Genomic DNA, 17,460 nt, shown 5'->3' on the forward strand with positions numbered 1-17,460 from the left:
TAAAGATAGTGCTGAAGTAGGCCTTTATGTATAGTGAGTTTGATATTTATGCCTATTTAGTCAGTTATAGCGACATGCGCTTTTTTGAAGGCGAAGAAGAAGCAGCGGCAGATCAAATAAATGAGATGCTGCATTATATTGTCGATTATAGTGAAGCTGATGACAGCATAGACCAATTAGAAGAAGTTGTACGCCGCGTGCTGTTCGAGTGGATAGAGAACCCCGATTTACTTGGGCTCGACAGCGAAGAAATGCAAGCGTATATCATGGAGCAACTAGCTGACGTACGTCAGCAGGAATTTGATGAAGATGACGACTGACGTTAAAAAGATTACCAATACCAAAGAAGTAATTGCCTATCTTGCTGAAAAGTTTCCGCAGTGTTTTTCACTTGAAGGTGATGCACAGCCTTTGAAGATTGGTATTTTTGAGGATTTAGCAACCCGTTTAGAAAATGATGATGCGGTAAGCAAAACACGTTTGCGGACGGCTTTACGCCACTATACCAACAGCTGGCGTTATCTGCGCAGTGTGAAAGTTGGTGCGAAACGTGTTGATCTCGATGGTGCCGAAGCAGGTATTATTGAAGAAGAGCACCAGCAACATGCTGAGCAAACGCTAGCTGAGTCGAAAGCTGCGGCGGCTGAACGCGCAGCAGCAAAACGAAAAGAGCAAGCGGCTAAAGCACCGAAAACCGCAGCAGCCAACCAAGAGGCTCGTAAAGCAAGAGCGAAACGTCCGGGGAAAAAGCCGACAGCCGTTAAGTCTGCTGCGAATAAACCGAAAGCGGCACCCAAGCTCGATTTGCAAGCTGTAACAGGTTCTGATCTGAAGGTTGGTCAACAGGTTCAGGTTAAAGCCGGTAACTCACCAGTTGCTGGGCAAGTAACAGAAATTGATCGTGATGACATTTATGTGCAACTTCAAAACGGCCTGACGGTCAAAGTGAAGGTAAACGCTGTATTTGTCACCAAATAGGAGTAGGGAAGTATGACTAAGCGTGTAAAGTTTAAGAGTGCTCTCATTGTTTCGCTGGCAGCTGCTATTTCAAGCGCCGCCTGGGCGATTCCACCCGCGCACTCGCCAGATGAGTTACCGCAATTGAAACCGCAAGAGCAACACGCTGTTGCGAGTGGTCGCGTTGCTCGCTTCTTTACACGTGACCATTTCAAGCAAATGGAACTCGATAATGCGTTGTCGGAGCAAATTTTAGAACGTTATCTTGAGATGCTGGATTACAGCAAAATGTTTCTGTTAGCCAAAGATGTTGAGCAGGCACAGGAATATAAGCATTTATTTGATGACATGATTTTGACCGGCAAACTGAATGCGGCTTACTCGCTTTATAGTAAATCTCTCGATCGTCGGTTTGAACGCTACACCTACGCATTATCGCTACTTGATGAAGAACAGCCATTTGACTTTACCGTCGCCGGTGATAAGTATCATTTCCAACGTGAAGATGCCGAGTGGGCAACTTCGAACGATGAATTGGATGAGTTATGGCGTCAGCGTGTTAAATATGATGCGTTGAATTTAACACTTGCTGGAAAAGAGTGGCCTGAAGTTGTCGAAACCCTAGGTAAGCGCTACAACAATGCATTAAAGCGCCTCACCCAGACAAATAGCGAAGACGTGTTCCAGACCGTTATGAATGCTTTTGCGCGTAGTGTTGAAGCGCATACGAGTTATTTATCGCCAAGCAATGCCGAGCGTTTTGAGCAAAACATGAACTTATCTCTCGAAGGGATAGGTGCTGTGCTGCAAGCCGAGTACGACTACACCGTTATTCGCAGCCTCGTTCCAGGCGGCCCCGCCGATAAAAGTGGTGAGCTTGCCGTTGATGATAAGATTGTCGGCGTTGCGCAAGGTGATGAAGAAGACCGCGAATTTGTTGACGTTATTGGTTGGCGTCTCGATGAAGTGGTTGAACTCATCAAAGGTCCGAAGGGCTCAACAGTCATCTTGCAGGTATTAAAAGCAAATCAAAGTGCCGGTAGTACGCCAACAGAAATTGCGATTGTGCGCGATAAAGTCAAATTAGAAGACCGCGCCGCAAAACTTGAAATTGAATCGCCTGAAGAAGGGAAGTACGCCGGTAGAAAGATGGGCGTAATTGAAATTCCAGGTTTTTATAATGGCCTCACTGAGAATGTTGAGAATCTTATTTCGGAAGCTCTAAAGCAAGACGTTGAAGGCATTGTCATTGATTTACGTGGCAATGGCGGTGGTTCATTGTCTGAAGCCATTACCTTAACAGGCTTATTTATTGATAAAGGTCCCGTAGTGCAGATTCTTGACGGCCGTAAACGTCGAGATATTAATGGCGATCGTGATGGTAAAACTTATTATGATGGCCCTTTAATGGTGATGGTAGATCGTTACAGTGCTTCAGCATCAGAGATTTTTGCGGCAGCGTTGCAAGACTATCAACGTGCGGTGATTGTCGGTGAAAACACCTATGGTAAAGGTACCGTTCAACATCATCGCGCATTGCAAATGTATCCTTTTGATAATTATGAAGAACCATTGGGAAGCGTGCAGTTTACCATTGCTAAGTTTTACCGTATTAATGGTGGCAGTACTCAAATGCGCGGTGTTGAACCCGACTTGACACTACCATCGATTATTGATGCTGAAGAGTTTGGCGAAAGTAGCCAAGAAAATGCATTACCATGGGATCAACTCCCAGCGGCTAAGTACGAACCATTAAATATCTTGCCAACAACAACGTTTGAGCAATGGCAGAATAAACTGGATTCACAAGTAGCCAAGAACCCAGAGTTTAAATTTATTTTCCAAGATATTGAAAAATATCAAGAGGAAAAAGATAAAACTTGGATCAGTTTAGTCTTGGACGAGCGAAAAGCGGAGCAGGCACAAGAAGAAGAGAAGAAGCTTCAGCGTGCTAATGCGCGATTACAGCGCTTAGGAATGGATCCGGTTGAAAAGGTAGAAGATATTCCAAGTGATCTCGAAATTGATGATCCTTATCTCGAAGAAACAGTGAGCTTGAGCTTTGCTTTAATTGATGCACATAAATTGGCAATGAATTAATTTAATGCTCGTAGTAAGTGACTAAAAGCCGCTATATGCGGCTTTTTTATAAAAAATAATAACGATAATAAAATACGGACAACAACAGTCATGCATGAGTCTCCTTCTATTGCGAATCGCTGGTCGAGTCGTTTACTTTTTATTCTGGCCTCAACAGCTGCCGCCGTCGGTCTCGGTAATATTTGGAAGTTTCCTTATATTACAGGAGAGAATGGCGGTGGGGCGTTTGTGCTTGTTTATCTGCTTTGTATCGCCGGTATTGGCTTACCAATCATGATTGCCGAGATTGTAATTGGTCGCCGCGGCAGGCACAGCCCAGGTTATGCAGCACGAAAAGTTGCACAAGAATCCGGTCGTAGTAAAGCGTGGCAAATTACCGGCTGGATGGGCATGGCTACGGGCTTTTTGGTACTAAGCTTTTATGCGGTAATTGCCGGTTGGGCACTGGCTTACGTATTTGAAGCTGGAAGTGGCGCCTTTGCAGGTGCCAGCGTCGCCGAAATTAGTGATATTTTCGACGGGTTAGTGAGTTCGTCAGCGCAACTTACATTTTGGCATGCGACGATTATTGTCGGCGTAGTATTCGTTGTTGGTAATGGCATTAAAGACGGACTTGAGCGCGCGGTATCCTGGATGCTGCCAGCAATGGTACTGTTGCTGATTGGGCTTGCTAGCTATGCAGCGTATATCGGTGATTTCGGTGCAGCTATTGAGTTCATGTTCGCGCCTGATTTTTCAGAATTATCAATTAATGGCGTGATGTTAGCTCTCGGGCATGCTTTCTTTTCTCTCGGCTTAGCCTCTGGCGTGGTAATAATGTACGGCGCTTACTTGTCCAAGTCGACCTCGATTATTCAAACATCGTTGTGGGTTGCGCTAGCTGATACGTTTGTTGCCTTGCTTGCTGGTTTGGCTATTTTCCCTATCGTTTTTGGCAGTCAGTTAGCACCGGAAGCTGGGCCTGGGCTTATATTCCAAACTTTACCTGTTGCATTTAGCCAAATGCCGGGTGGCACCGCTTTGGGTACCGTATTCTTCATCATGCTCGTCATTGCGGCATTTACTTCCGCCATAGCGATGATTGAATCAGCCGTTGCCTTTTTGGAAGAGCGTTTCAATTTAGGTCGTTGGACGGCAACTATGGGAGCCGGTTTCATATTATGGCTATTAGGTCAGATTACTATCTATAGTTTCAGCGGTGCAGAGTGGACACAATTAAACTGGCAAATTAGCGAAGAAAAATCGCTGAAAAGCTGGTTTGACGTGATTGATTACGCAACGTCAAACATCCTGCTGCCGTTAGGTGGTTTATTGCTCGCTATTTTTGCGGGTTGGGTGATGAAGACAAGTTACAGCCAAGATGAGCTCGATACGCAGCCAATAGCATTTAAAATTTGGCACTTCATCGTGCGCTATTTGGCGCCGATAGCAATTATTCTGATTTTTCTGCAACTGATCGGTATTATTCAGTTTTAATTTCTGGGTTTAGAGAATATTTATGCAAAATACAACAAAGGTGGGGCTGCGTACTCCAACCATATTGCAAGCAGCAATACCGCTTTTAGCGTTGATAGTCATGTTAGCGCTCTCGGTTTATTTCTATGGTGAAGATTCTTCTTATGGCCCAAATCAGATAGCGCTGTGGGTAGCTGCTGGTGTAGCGCTCGCTATAGGCTTCTATAACAAGGTAAGTTGGGAACAAATTGAGGATGGCATTAAAGAGGGGATTTCAGTAGCGCTCGGCGCGTTATTGATTATTCTAGCCGTAGGTTCTCTCATCGGTACGTGGCTATTAGCCGGTACCGTACCTAGCATGATCTACTTTGGTCTGGAACTGCTAAACCCAAGCTGGTTTTATGCGGCAACTGCTTTAATTTGTGCCATTATTTCGCTGGCCATTGGTAGTTCATGGACAACTGCGGCGACCATCGGTGTGGCGCTAATGGGCGTCGCTGCTGGAATGGACTTATCACCGGCAATTACAGCTGGTGCGGTGGTTTCAGGTGCTTATTTTGGCGATAAAATGTCACCATTAAGCGATACCACGAACTTAGCGCCGGCCGTCGCTGGTACTGAATTATTTGCACATATTCGTTATATGGCATACACCGCGGGTCCGGCATTCATTATTACGCTAATTATCTTTGTGTTATTAGGTTTTAACGCTGAAAGCTCAGTGAGCTTGTTGGAACTTGAAAGAATGCAATTGGAGCTACGTAACACCTTCAATATTGGTTGGGTGATGTTAGTACCGCTGCTGGTATTGCTGTATTTGGCAGCAACACGCAAGCCAGCGCTTCCTACGGTATTTTTCGGTGCATTGCTGGGCGGCGTTTGGGCGCTGATTTTTCAGCCTGAAATGGTTAGCAAGCTGGCTGGCGGCGATACCTCAATGGTGGGCACCATAAAAGTAGTGTGGACCGCTCTGAGCGACGGTGTGACAATTGAAACGGGTTCAGCAGACCTCGATGACCTACTTAGTGGTGGCGGGATGTCTAGCATGTTGAACACGGTTTGGTTGATTCTAAGTGCCATGACCTTTGGCGCTATTATGGAAAAACTGGGCTTGTTACAGCGTTTAATTGCAGGTTTGCTTGGTTACGTGAAGTCGCTAGGTAGCCTTATTGCCGCAACGTTATTCACGTGTTTTGGTGCTAATGTATTAACCGCTGACCAATATATGGCGATTGTTCTGCCAGGGCGCATGTACCGTGAAGAATACGAACGTCGCGGGCTTGACCCGCGTGTGTTATCACGCACACTAGAAGATAGTGCGACACTCACTTCGGCATTAATTCCATGGAATACCTGTGGTGCCTTCATGATGGGCGCATTGGGTGTTAGTCCTTGGATTTATGCACCGTTCGCATTCTTTAACTGGATAACACCGCTTATGGCATTATTTTATGCCTACACGGGCATTCGAATTCTGCGTTTACCACCAGCAAAAGCCACCGCTTAAATTAATCGGTTTATAGGTAGTTATGACAGCATCAACAGCAAAGTTCCGGAGCGATTATCGCGCTCCGGAATTTCTTATTCCGCGTATTGATTTAACTTTTCAACTTGATGAAGAACGCACGATAGTTACCAACCGAATGTTGGTTGTGCCACAACAAGCGCAACCGTCATTGCGTCTTCACGGTGAGCATTTAACTTTACAGCAGCTTGAACTCAACGGCGAATTGCTCTCACCAGACGCTTATCGTATTACCGACAAGCACCTTGAAATCATTCAAGTGCCAGCAACGCCATTTGAACTCGTTATAACGAACATGATTAACCCGTTAGCCAATACCGCATTAGAGGGGCTATATAAGTCGGGCGGGGCTTTTTGCACGCAATGTGAGGCTGAAGGGTTTCGCCGCATCACCTATTATCTAGATCGTCCCGACGTGTTGGCTGAATTCACCACTACCATTATTGCTAATAAACAACGTTACCCTTATTTGTTGAGTAACGGCAATAACATTAAACAAGGTGATAATAACGATGGTACGCACTGGGTAACGTGGCATGATCCGCATCCAAAACCTGCTTATTTGTTTGCATTAGTTGCTGGTGATTTTGACGTTCTTACTGACAACTACACAACTTGCAGTGGGCGCGAAGTGCGACTTGAGTTATTTGTCGACAAAGGCAATCTTAAGCAAGCCGAGTTCGCAATGACCTCGCTCAAAAATTCAATGCGCTGGGACGAGGAACGTTTTGGATTAGAATACGATCTTGACATATATATGATTGTCGCGGTCGATTTCTTTAATATGGGCGCCATGGAAAATAAAGGCCTTAACGTTTTCAACTCACGCTATGTACTTGCAGATGCGAGAACCGCAACCGATCAAGATTTCTTGAACGTTGAATCGGTAATAGGGCATGAGTACTTCCATAACTGGACTGGGAATCGAATTACTTGCCGAGATTGGTTCCAGTTGAGTTTAAAAGAAGGGTTAACGGTTTTCCGTGATCAAGAATTCAGCTCTGATTTGGGCTCGCGCGCTGTGAATCGTATCGATGCGATTCGCATTATACGCACCCATCAGTTCAACGAGGATGCCAGCCCGATGGCTCATCCTATTCGCCCTGACAAGGTAGTAGAAATGAATAATTTCTATACTGTCACTGTCTATAATAAAGGGGCTGAAGTAATTCGAATGTTGCATACCTTGCTGGGCGAACAAGGCTTTCAGGCAGGTATGAGGCTATACGTTGAACGTCATGACGGGCAAGCTGTTACCTGTGACGATTTCGTGGCAGCAATGGCTGACGCAAATAAGTTCAATTTAGACGTATTCAAACGCTGGTATAGCCAAGCTGGCACCCCAACAGTAACTGTTACGCAGGATTATAATGAGCAGGCGCAAACATTAACTTTAAAGTTCTCGCAAATGACGCCAGCAACGCCGGGACAAACATCCAAACTGCCAGTACATATTCCGGTGTTACTTAGTGCTTATTCGCAATCTGGTAAACGCCTGACATTGGTCAACAAAAATCTGCGAGACCACGAATCCGGTAGTTCGTTGTTCGAATTGACATCTGAATACCAAACGCTTGAAATTCGAGACATTCCTGAGCGACCAGTCGTTGCTCTGATGGAGAATTTTAGTGCGCCAGTGAAGCTTGATGCCGAGCAGATTTTTGCGGATAGTCTTGTGTTATTGGCTCACGCTGAACAAGATGTTACTCGATGGGAAGCCGCGCAGCATATTTACGTAAAACTGATTCGCGATGCGGTTGAACAAAAACAACCGTTAATACTTCCAGAGTCGGTTGCTGAAGCGTTTAGGCAATTCGCTCAAGCAGATATTGATCCGGCACTTAAGGCACTCGTTTTCACTCCGCCAACCGTCGAGGAAATCGCTGAATATTACCCAACTGAAATCCCGATTGATGCGATTTTTGGTGCGGTCTACGAATTGCGCCAACAACTTGCAGCGAAGCTCCTTAAGGTCTTTGCCAAAGTTTGGGATACACGAGTGGTGACGACGTATAAATTGACGGGTGATGATATTGCGAATCGCAGTTGGTTGCACACCGCGTTGTACTATCTTGCATTGCAGCTACCTGAACAATATAGCTCGGTTGTAGCGAACTACTTTAAGCAAGCGGACAATATGACGGCTCAACAGAGTGCGTTACAAATAGCTGTTCACCTGAAACTTGCTTGTAAACGAGAGTTACTCGATGCATTTGAACAGCAGTGGCTGGATACACCACTGGTTCTAGATAAATGGTTTGCTATTCAAGCGAGTACTCCGGACGCCTCTGTTGTTGAAACAGTCAATTCGTTGCAACATCATGCGAAGTTCGATCGCAATAATCCCAATCGTCAATATGCATTGTTTGCTACCTTTGGTCGCAATATGACTCAGTTTCATCGAATCGACGGCGCAGGGTATAAAATGACCAGCGAAATGATTCAATATTTAAATGACAAAAACCCGCAGGTTGCTGCGCGATTGGTCACGCCACTGACACAGTGGCGGCGATTTGACCAACAACGCCAGCAGTTGCTGAAAGTTGAACTAGAAAAGCTACAAAAATTACCAAATTTGGCAGCGGATTTAGACGAAAAAATCAGTCAAAGTTTGGGCTCGAATTAAGCGATTCCGAAGTGCTTTTGTAATAAACATGCAAAGCATCGTCATAATCATGTTCAGACCCCGAATTTCGTGGTCTGAACACTGATTTTTTCATGACAATAAGCATTGAATAACCAACCTAAATGTCCGACAATGATAGCAATTATTTCGTTGGGTGATAGTTACGCCAAGTAATTGTTGCCGCTTCGTTATATCTATCACGTAAAAAGGACACCATCATGAATGCGTTTGGCGAAGGCCAGATCCCCGTTGTACTGCAGAAGGTGGCTGATCTCATTCAGCAGCGAGCCACCAGTCGAGCCGATTTGATCTCCGATTTTGCGATGAGGTTATTCCGCAATATCTCACCGGATGATCTCTCGCTGCGCAACGACAGCGACATGTATGGTGCGGTGATGGGCTTATGGCATAGCTTCAATGATTATATTCCTGGTGAGAAAGCCCTCATCAAAATTTATAATCCTGAAGTAGCACGGCATGGCTGGGAGTCTGCCCACACCATTATCGAGATTATTCAATCCGATAGTCCATTCATGGTGGATTCGATTCGTATGGCGCTGTCACGTCTCGGAATCACCTCACATTTATTATTGCATTTACCAATAAGTCATAAACGCGATGCGGATAATAACATTGTTGAGTTATTAAAAGCTGGTACGCGCAATGACGATAACGAAGTTGACACCGTATTTTTGATTGAAGTAGACCGTCAAACCAGCAAAGAAGCCATTACGACATTGAAAAAAGAACTGGCTTCGGTGATGGATGAGATTAATTTATCGGTTTCTGACTGGTTACCCATGCGCGAGCGTCTTAGCGAAATAGCTGAGAGCTTAAGTGACATCAAGTATCCAGGTGATCAGCAACAGCTAAAAGAAGCGCAACGTTTTCTCGCTTGGTTGGCGCAAGATAACTTCACCTTGATGGGCTATCGTCGTTACGACTTGAAGCCGGTTGAAGGCGACTACGTCATTCGTCAAAACGTTGAATCAAGCCTTGGTTTAATGCGTAAAAGCGCAACCAATAAAGACCGTTTAGTATCATCGCTACCAGAAGTAGCGCGAGATATGACGTTTGACGAGAATATTTTGTTACTGACGAAAACAAATACCAAGTCACGTGTTCATCGTCCTGCTTATTGTGATTACATTGGCGTAAAGCGCTTTGATAAAAACGGCAAAGTGATTGGTGAAGATCGATTCATCGGTTTGTACTCAAGTAGCTTCTACAACAATAGTGCCCGCGACGTACCAATGGTAGGGGATAAGATCCGCCGTGTTATGGAAGCGTCAGGCTTTGCGCCAAACTCGCATGCGGCAAAAGCACTATTAAATATTCTAGAAACTTATCCGCGCGATGAAATTGTTCAGGCGCCTGAAGATGACTTGCTTGAAGTAGGGCTTGGCGTTTTGCAAATGCAAGAGCGTGATATGACCCGCGTATTCGTGCGCCGCGATATTTTTGGACGCTTTGCTTCATGCATGGTTTACGTACCGAAAGAGCGTTACAACACGTTATTACGCCAAAAAACACAGCAAATTCTTGCGCGTACTTTCGCGAGTGAAAGCGAAGTCGATTTTACTACCTATTTTTCAGAATCATCGCTGGCTCGAACGCATTACACCGTTCGCCTTGGCGCACACGTACAGGACATTGACGTGAAAGAACTTGAACAGAATCTTATTGAAGCGGCGCGTACTTGGGAAGATAACTTTGAGCGCATTCTAAGTAGTACATTTGGCGAAGCAAAAGCGAACGCCTTAAACAAAAAATACGCTAACGCCTTTCCGCGTGCCTATAAAGAAGATGTGCTTCCATCGGTAGCGATTGCCGATATTGCGCAAGTTGAAGCCCTTGATGACGATCATAAATTGGGCATGCTGTTTTATCGTTCACGTGAAGAGAACGAAACCAGCAAAAAGATCCGTTTAAAGTTATTCCATAAAGACGAGCCGATTCACTTATCTGATGTTCTACCAATGTTGGAAAACTTTGGTTTGCGCATTATCGGTGAAAGTCCGTATCAAATTAAAACTTCCGATGGCGGTGTATTTTGGATTCTTGATTTCCAAATGCTTCACAGCAACGCGAAGTTAGATTTAGAAGCAAGCCGTGACGTTTTCCAAAACGCCTTTGCGCAAGTTTGGGATGGTCACTACGAGGACGATGGCTTTAACCGCTTGGTATTAAGCGCTGGTTTAACCGGACGCCAAGTTGTTATCTTGCGTATGTTCGCTAAATACATGCGTCAAATCGGTACAACGTTCAGTCAGTCTTATATTGAAAGCACGTTCAGCAAATATCCGTTGATTGCGAAGTTAATTGTTAAATTGTTCTACTCGAAATTTGACCCGAAAGAGAAGAGCCGGAACAAGAAAATCGAGGCGTTGGAAGCGCGTATCAGTTCTGAATTAGAGAACGTCGCAAACCTCGATGACGATCGTATCATTCGCCGTTATGTTGAATTGATTTTGGCTGCACTGCGCACCAACTTCTTCCAGGGTGATGCTGAAGGGCAAGAAAAACCATACATTTCAGTGAAGTTCATGCCTGAGATGATTCCAGAAATGCCGTTGCCATTACCTAAATACGAGATTTTCGTGTATTCGCCTCGGGTTGAAGGTGTGCACTTGCGTGGTGGTAAAGTTGCGCGTGGTGGTTTGCGTTGGTCAGATCGCCGCGAAGACTTCCGCACCGAAGTTTTGGGCTTGGTAAAAGCACAACAAGTGAAAAACACCGTGATTGTGCCAGTTGGTGCGAAGGGTGGTTTCTTCTGCAAACATTTGCCGGAAGAGCGCGAAGCGTTCTTTGAAGAAGGCAAAGCGTGCTACCGCACGTTTATTCGCGCATTGCTTGATATTACTGACAACATCGTCAACGGTGAAGTCGTTCCACCAAAAGACGTTGTACGCCATGATGAAGACGATACTTATTTGGTTGTTGCAGCCGACAAAGGTACCGCAACGTTTTCAGACATCGCCAACGGCATTTCTGCCGAGTACAACTTCTGGTTGGGTGATGCCTTCGCGTCTGGTGGTTCAGTTGGTTATGACCATAAGAAGATGGGGATCACAGCACGTGGTGCTTGGGAATCCGTGAAGCGTCATTTCCGTGAAATTGGTATCGACTGTCAAACCACTGATTTTACCGCGGTGGGTATTGGTGACATGGCTGGCGACGTATTTGGTAACGGCATGCTGTTGTCAAAGCATACGCGTCTCATTGGTGCATTCAACCACATGCATATTTTTGTGGATCCGAATCCGAATGCTGAAAAAACCTACGCTGAGCGCGAGCGGATGTTTAAATTGCCTCGTTCATCGTGGGAAGATTTCGATAAATCATTGATTTCTGAAGGTGGCGGTATTTTCTCTCGCAGCGCGAAAGCAATTGAGCTTTCTCCTGAGATGAAAAAGCTATTTAACACTCAGAAGAAATCGTTTACCCCAAATGAATTGATCAAAGCGTTACTCACGCTAAACGTCGATTTGCTATGGAATGGTGGTATCGGTACCTACGTTAAATCAGTAAAAGAAAGTGATAGCGATGTGGGTGACCGCGCCAACGATGCTTTGCGCGTCAATGGTAAAGAATTACGCGCGAAAATTGTCGGCGAGGGCGGTAACTTAGGTTTCACTCAACTAGGTCGTATTGAATACGCTCGCAATGGCGGTCGTATAAACACCGATGCTATCGACAACGTGGGTGGTGTTGACTGTTCGGATAACGAAGTAAACATCAAGATTTTGCTGAACGGTTTAGTAGCAAACGGTGACTTAACGCGTAAACAGCGCGATCAGTTGCTCTATGACATGACAGATGAAGTGTCGCAGATCGTGATTAAAGATTGTTTCCGTCAATCACAGTCTATTTCTGTTACGGCCATTCGTGGTTCAGATCAGATTAAAGAACTACAACGCTTTATTCATCACCTCGAGCGTGAAGGGCAGTTGAACCGTGCTCTTGAATTTTTGCCAGATGACGATGAATTAGCAGAACGTCAAGCGCAAGGTAAAGGCTTTACTCGCCCAGAACTTGCTGTGATTACGGCTTACGGCAAAATGGTTCTAAAAGAACAATTGCTGGACGATGCGATCATGTCGGATCCTTTCCATGCTCGCTCGCTTATCAATGCGTTCCCGAAACCATTGCAAGAGAAGTACGCTGAAGCAATGGAAAACCACCCGTTGCGCGCACAGATTATTGCGACACGCTTAGCCAACAATATTGTGAACGACATGGGGCCTAACTTTGTCTATCGCAAAGTTGACGCAACCGGCTCGACCGAAGCTGAAGTTGCCTCAGCCTATGTTGTTGCCCGCGAATGTTTTGATTTGCGTGGTTTAATGGAGCAAATCGAAGCAGGAAACAATAAGATTCCTGCCGATGTTCAAAACAATATGTTGTTCCAGTTACGTCGCGTAGTTCGTCGCGCTACCCGCTGGTTCTTGCGTCACCGCAACCCGAATTTAACGACAATCCAAGAGCATTTGGACTTTTACAAAGCGAGTTTTGATGACTTGCGTAAAAATGTTCTGAATTACTTGGTTGACGATGAGCGTGCACAAATCGAAAAACAAATCGACAAGCTGCAAGCGCAAGGGGTTCCAGCGAAATTGGCACATAACATCGGTACGCTAAGTACCTTGTTCTCAGCGTTGGATATCGCTGACATTACCAATGAAACTGGACGCAAAGTCAGTACCGTCGCACAAGCTTACTTCAAACTTGGCTCGCGCGTATCACTGCACTGGTTCTTAGATCAAATTAACAGCCAGCCAGTTGATAACCATTGGCAAGCGCTGGCTCGCGCAGCATTTCGTGAGGAATTGGATTGGCAACAACGTTCATTAACCATGAGCATGCTGAAAGCCGCAGACGCGAAGAAAGATGCAGACGAAATTGTTGAGTCTTGGTTGTCGGACAACAAGGTGTTTGTAGACCGTTGGTTAGTCATGCTTTCTGATTTCCGTACAACGAAGACACACGAGTTTGCCAAGTTTTCTGTTGCATTGCGTGAGTTGATGTTGTTGAACCACAATTGCACTTCGGTTAGCGCATAACATGTACGGATTGATGCGCAAGTGGCTGTTCAGCAAAGATGCTGAACAGTCACACGACCTCACCTTAGGTATGCTAAAACGCTTTGCTCACACGCCGCTTTCGTTGGCATGGCGACAACGTGTTCATGCCAAACCGGTCACCGTGATGGGAATTAACTTTCCAAATCCAGTCGGCTTAGCAGCTGGCTTGGATAAAAATGCCGAGTGCATTGATGCATTTGCGCAAATGGGATTTGGTTTTATTGAAGTTGGCACCGTCACACCACGTCCGCAGCCTGGAAATCCGAAGCCTCGCTTATTCCGTATTGTTGAAAAAGAAGCAATCATCAATCGAATGGGCTTTAATAACCTTGGCGTCGATCACCTTGTAGAGCAAGTGCAATTGGCTCGTTACCAAGGTGTGCTAGGTATTAACATCGGAAAAAATAAAGACACTCCGGAAGCCGAAGCGGTACAGGACTATTTGCACTGCATGCGCAAGGTTTATGCGCTTGCTAGCTATATCACCGTGAATATCTCATCGCCAAACACGCCTGGATTGCGTGAGTTTCAGCACGGTAGCGCTTTGCATGTACTTCTTGCTGCTTTAAAAGAAGAACAACAGCAGCTTGCGAAGCAACATGATAGATATGTCCCTATTGCGGTAAAAATAGCACCAGATTTAACCGATGATGGTATTCGCGCCATCACCGATGCACTTGTTCAACACGAAATTGATGCCGTGATTGCGACCAATACCACATTAAGTCGCGATGCCGTTGCCGGATTGCCTCATGCAGATGAAGCGGGTGGTTTAAGCGGACGCGTTCTTTTTGATGTGAGTACACATGTCGTTAAAGTTATCGCGAAGCATGCTCACGGGAAGCTACCAATCATAGCGGTTGGTGGTATTGATAGTGCTCAAGCCGCGCAGGAAAAGCTGCAAGCGGGGGCAAGCTTAGTGCAAATTTATACCGGTTTTATCTATCATGGTCCGCGTTTAATTCGCGATGTTGTGAATGCCTTGTAAATAACACCGTATTTCGATATTTTATTTGTTATCTAACAACGTAATAAAAAAGGAAATAGGGTGCACGCAACTTCGCAATGGCGATGGGTCTACGATCCTGACCAGCAACAATTGCAAATTGAGCTTGAACAAGGGCTGATTCATATCGCCCCTTACAAAGCCTCGCGATTGGTGCCGCTGCACGCTATGAATGCTGCATTTTCGATGGAAGATGCAGCGACTTTTCAAAGTTTTTACGATGCACTTGAAGCTTCGCAACGTTTATCGCCTAACGTTATGTTTGAAGCAGCTCTTAATCACACCATCTATCAACGCTATGGGCGTCCGCAAATGCCACAAAGTTGGTATTTTCAAACCGCTGAAGTTGCGCTCGACCATGAGCCAGAAGTTGGCTTGTTAGTGCGCCTAAACTCAGGTTTAGCCGATGTTCTTTGCGCGGTCTGTTCAATTGAAGGTGAGTTTGTTGAATGTATGGTATTGGCTGAACTGTTTCCGCTTTCAGATATTAAATCGCTACGACAGTTTGATGTGATTAAAGTAATGCCGAATCGTCTTCAACCGGCATTTAATCAATCTAAATCAACCACCGAAACATTGCGACAAGCCTAATTAGCCATGTGGTATCGCTATTTAGTTGCTGGGATTTGTTGTATGGCCAGTACCGCTGTAAATGCTGAATCAATAACACTTCGAATACTGGCTACCAGTGATGTTCATGGCCACTTCACGGGTTTTAATTATTTTTCGCAGCAGCCTGAAGCCAAAGGTTTAGCGCACACCGCAGTATTAATCGAGCAAGCAAGAGCTTCTGCCGATATCAGTGTGTTGATTGAAAATGGCGATTTAATTCAAGGCTCACCATTCACTGATTACATGGTTGCAGCGGCCAAAATGCAGGAGCAGTTACCCTTGGCCAGCTTGCTGAATAGCATGGGATATGATGCGGTTAACCTTGGAAACCATGAATTCAATTACGGTCTTGAATATTTATCCCGTGCCTACGCCGGCGTTTCAGCTCCTATTTTAAGTGCTAACCTGCATTCAAATTCATCCTTTGCCAAGCAACATTTGCGTCATAAGCCCTATGTGATTATTCCAAAAACTGTGACCAACAGTTCAGTTCCAAATGCGTCGTCGACGAACACAATAAATATTGGCTTGGTTGGTGTGCTCCCACCACAAATTATGCAATGGGATACTCATCATTTAACCAACCATGTCAGCGTCGAACCAATGTATGATGCAGCACGGCGCGCTGTTAAGGCAGCTCGGAATGACGGTGCTGACATTGTCATTCTAGTGGCTCATACAGGCATGCCGAAACATACCAGTGAAGGTGGTGATAGCGAGCAGGGGGTGTGGGAACTTGCCCAGATAGATGGAATCGATGGCATTATATTTGGTCACCAACATGAAGTATTTCCAGGAACTGATGTTTACGACGGCTTAGATCAAGTTGATAGCAAAAACGGCACAGTATTTGGTATTCCCGCGGTACAACCCGGTGTACATGGAGAACACCTTGGTATTATTAATTTTGTCGTCAATTACTCCGAACAACTTAAGCGCTGGGAAGTTCAATCGAAATCAGCCAAAGTTGAACGCGTGACTTCTTCGCGCGACGAGTTACTCGTTAATCAACTAAAACCTGCACACCAAGCGACGTTAGCGTTTATGCAGCAGCCTATTGGGCACTCACAAGCAACGTTGAGCCAACAATTGGCACGCATTGAACCAACCTTGGCAATGCAGCTGATTCATGATGCACAACTTTGGTATATTGATCGCTACGCACAAGCCAATGCGCAATCATGGACAGAATTACCTCGATTAAGTGCGGTCGCGCCGTTTAACGCCGCGCTTTCGGCATCAGATGACTTCACCTCAATTGAGGCAGGAGCGGTGACACTCGGCGATATCGGCGATTTATACCGCTACCCAAATACCTTAGATGTTGTCGTCGTGACGGGAGCGACGCTGAAGGCTTGGTTTGAAGATGCCGCGTCAGCATTGCAGTTAGGTACTACCGAAGATCGCTGGTCTTGGATAAACACAGACGTCCCATCTTATCAATTCGACACATTTAGCGGAATTAACTACCAAATTGACCCAAGCCAACCAATAGGAAAGCGGGTTCAAACCTTACCCGAGATCATAAATGAACAAAAATACGCGGTGGTGACGAATAACTATCGTGCCAATGGTGGTGGTGACATTGCGGGTTTAGATGGTAGCCAAATTATTTATAGTAGCCCTGATCAAATACAGCATATATTGATTGAGTATTTGCGTTCGTTGGGAGATGAGGGATATCCAGCCACTCTCCACCAAAACTGGAAGATCGATAAGAACTGAGAGCGTTGTTCGTTATTCGTTATTCGTTGTTGGTTATTCGAAGTAAAACAGAAGGGGATTTTAGGTTTGTTTTTGGTTTCACGAATAACTAATAACGATTAACGTTTTTTAGGTATTCAGGAAATTGGTTGCGGGGGCAGGATTTGAACCTACGACCTTCGGGTTATGAGCCCGACGAGCTACCAGACTGCTCCACCCCGCGTCCGATGCTGCGCATGTTATAGCTTGCTCTAGGTAAACGCAAGCACTGATTGAACCGTTCGCTTATTAAATAGACGATTCACGTTCAACCGCCCAATAAACCAGCAATTCACGCAATACACATGGCTGTGAGTTCGCTATAATAGCGCCATGTTACATAACTTAGATG

The 17,460-nt window shown here is 45.4% G+C and carries 10 protein-coding genes and 1 tRNA gene; 10 read left to right on the top strand and 1 reads right to left on the bottom strand.

The features are described 5' to 3' along the window. Positions 1-26: 26 nt before the first annotated feature. From CWI76_RS02655 to CWI76_RS02700, 10 genes are all read left to right on the top strand, one after another. Complete coding sequence (locus tag CWI76_RS02655) at positions 27-320, top strand: hypothetical protein (protein ID WP_126758812.1); 294 nt, start codon at positions 27-29, stop codon at positions 318-320. Then, positions 310-978, top strand: a complete 669-nt coding sequence (gene proQ / locus CWI76_RS02660) for an RNA chaperone ProQ (RefSeq protein ID WP_126758813.1) — start codon at positions 310-312, stop codon at positions 976-978. Before CWI76_RS02655 ends, proQ begins: the two co-directional genes overlap by 11 nt. A 12-nt stretch (positions 979-990) precedes the next feature. Further along, on the top strand, positions 991-3,057 hold the full coding sequence (prc, locus tag CWI76_RS02665; protein ID WP_126758814.1) for a carboxy terminal-processing peptidase: 2,067 nt from the start codon (positions 991-993) through the stop codon (positions 3,055-3,057). Between the two features lie 90 nt (positions 3,058-3,147). Further along, on the top strand, positions 3,148-4,533 hold the full coding sequence (locus tag CWI76_RS02670; RefSeq protein ID WP_126758815.1) for a sodium-dependent transporter: 1,386 nt from the start codon (positions 3,148-3,150) through the stop codon (positions 4,531-4,533). 22 nt (positions 4,534-4,555) lie between these two features. Beyond that, on the top strand, positions 4,556-6,019 hold the full coding sequence (gene nhaC / locus CWI76_RS02675) for a Na+/H+ antiporter NhaC (protein WP_126758816.1): 1,464 nt from the start codon (positions 4,556-4,558) through the stop codon (positions 6,017-6,019). A 22-nt stretch (positions 6,020-6,041) separates the two neighbouring features. Beyond that, positions 6,042-8,663, top strand: coding sequence for an aminopeptidase N (pepN, locus tag CWI76_RS02680; protein WP_126758817.1), 2,622 nt, complete (start codon positions 6,042-6,044; stop codon positions 8,661-8,663). 218 nt (positions 8,664-8,881) lie between these two features. Continuing rightward, entirely contained in the window at positions 8,882-13,726 is a 4,845-nt protein-coding gene (locus CWI76_RS02685; RefSeq protein WP_126758818.1) for an NAD-glutamate dehydrogenase, read from the top strand. Between the two features lies 1 nt (position 13,727). Further along, the gene (locus CWI76_RS02690; protein WP_126758819.1) at positions 13,728-14,735 is read left to right on the top strand and encodes a quinone-dependent dihydroorotate dehydrogenase; all 1,008 of its coding nucleotides are present in this window, start codon (positions 13,728-13,730) and stop codon (positions 14,733-14,735) included. A 60-nt stretch (positions 14,736-14,795) separates the two neighbouring features. After that, entirely contained in the window at positions 14,796-15,344 is a 549-nt protein-coding gene (locus tag CWI76_RS02695; protein ID WP_126758820.1) for a cell division protein ZapC domain-containing protein, read from the top strand. 42 nt (positions 15,345-15,386) lie between these two features. Further along, positions 15,387-17,090: a 5'-nucleotidase C-terminal domain-containing protein gene (locus tag CWI76_RS02700; RefSeq protein ID WP_198678548.1), complete on the top strand. Its 1,704-nt coding sequence runs from the start codon at positions 15,387-15,389 to the stop codon at positions 17,088-17,090. 125 nt (positions 17,091-17,215) lie between these two features. Here the strand turns inward: CWI76_RS02700 and CWI76_RS02705 are convergent. Further along, a tRNA-Met gene (locus CWI76_RS02705) sits at positions 17,216-17,292 on the bottom strand. Positions 17,293-17,460: the final 168 nt, after the last annotated feature.

This window comes from Pseudidiomarina marina (assembly GCF_003987045.1).
In the GTDB taxonomy this organism is placed as follows: domain Bacteria; phylum Pseudomonadota; class Gammaproteobacteria; order Enterobacterales; family Alteromonadaceae; genus Pseudidiomarina; species Pseudidiomarina marina.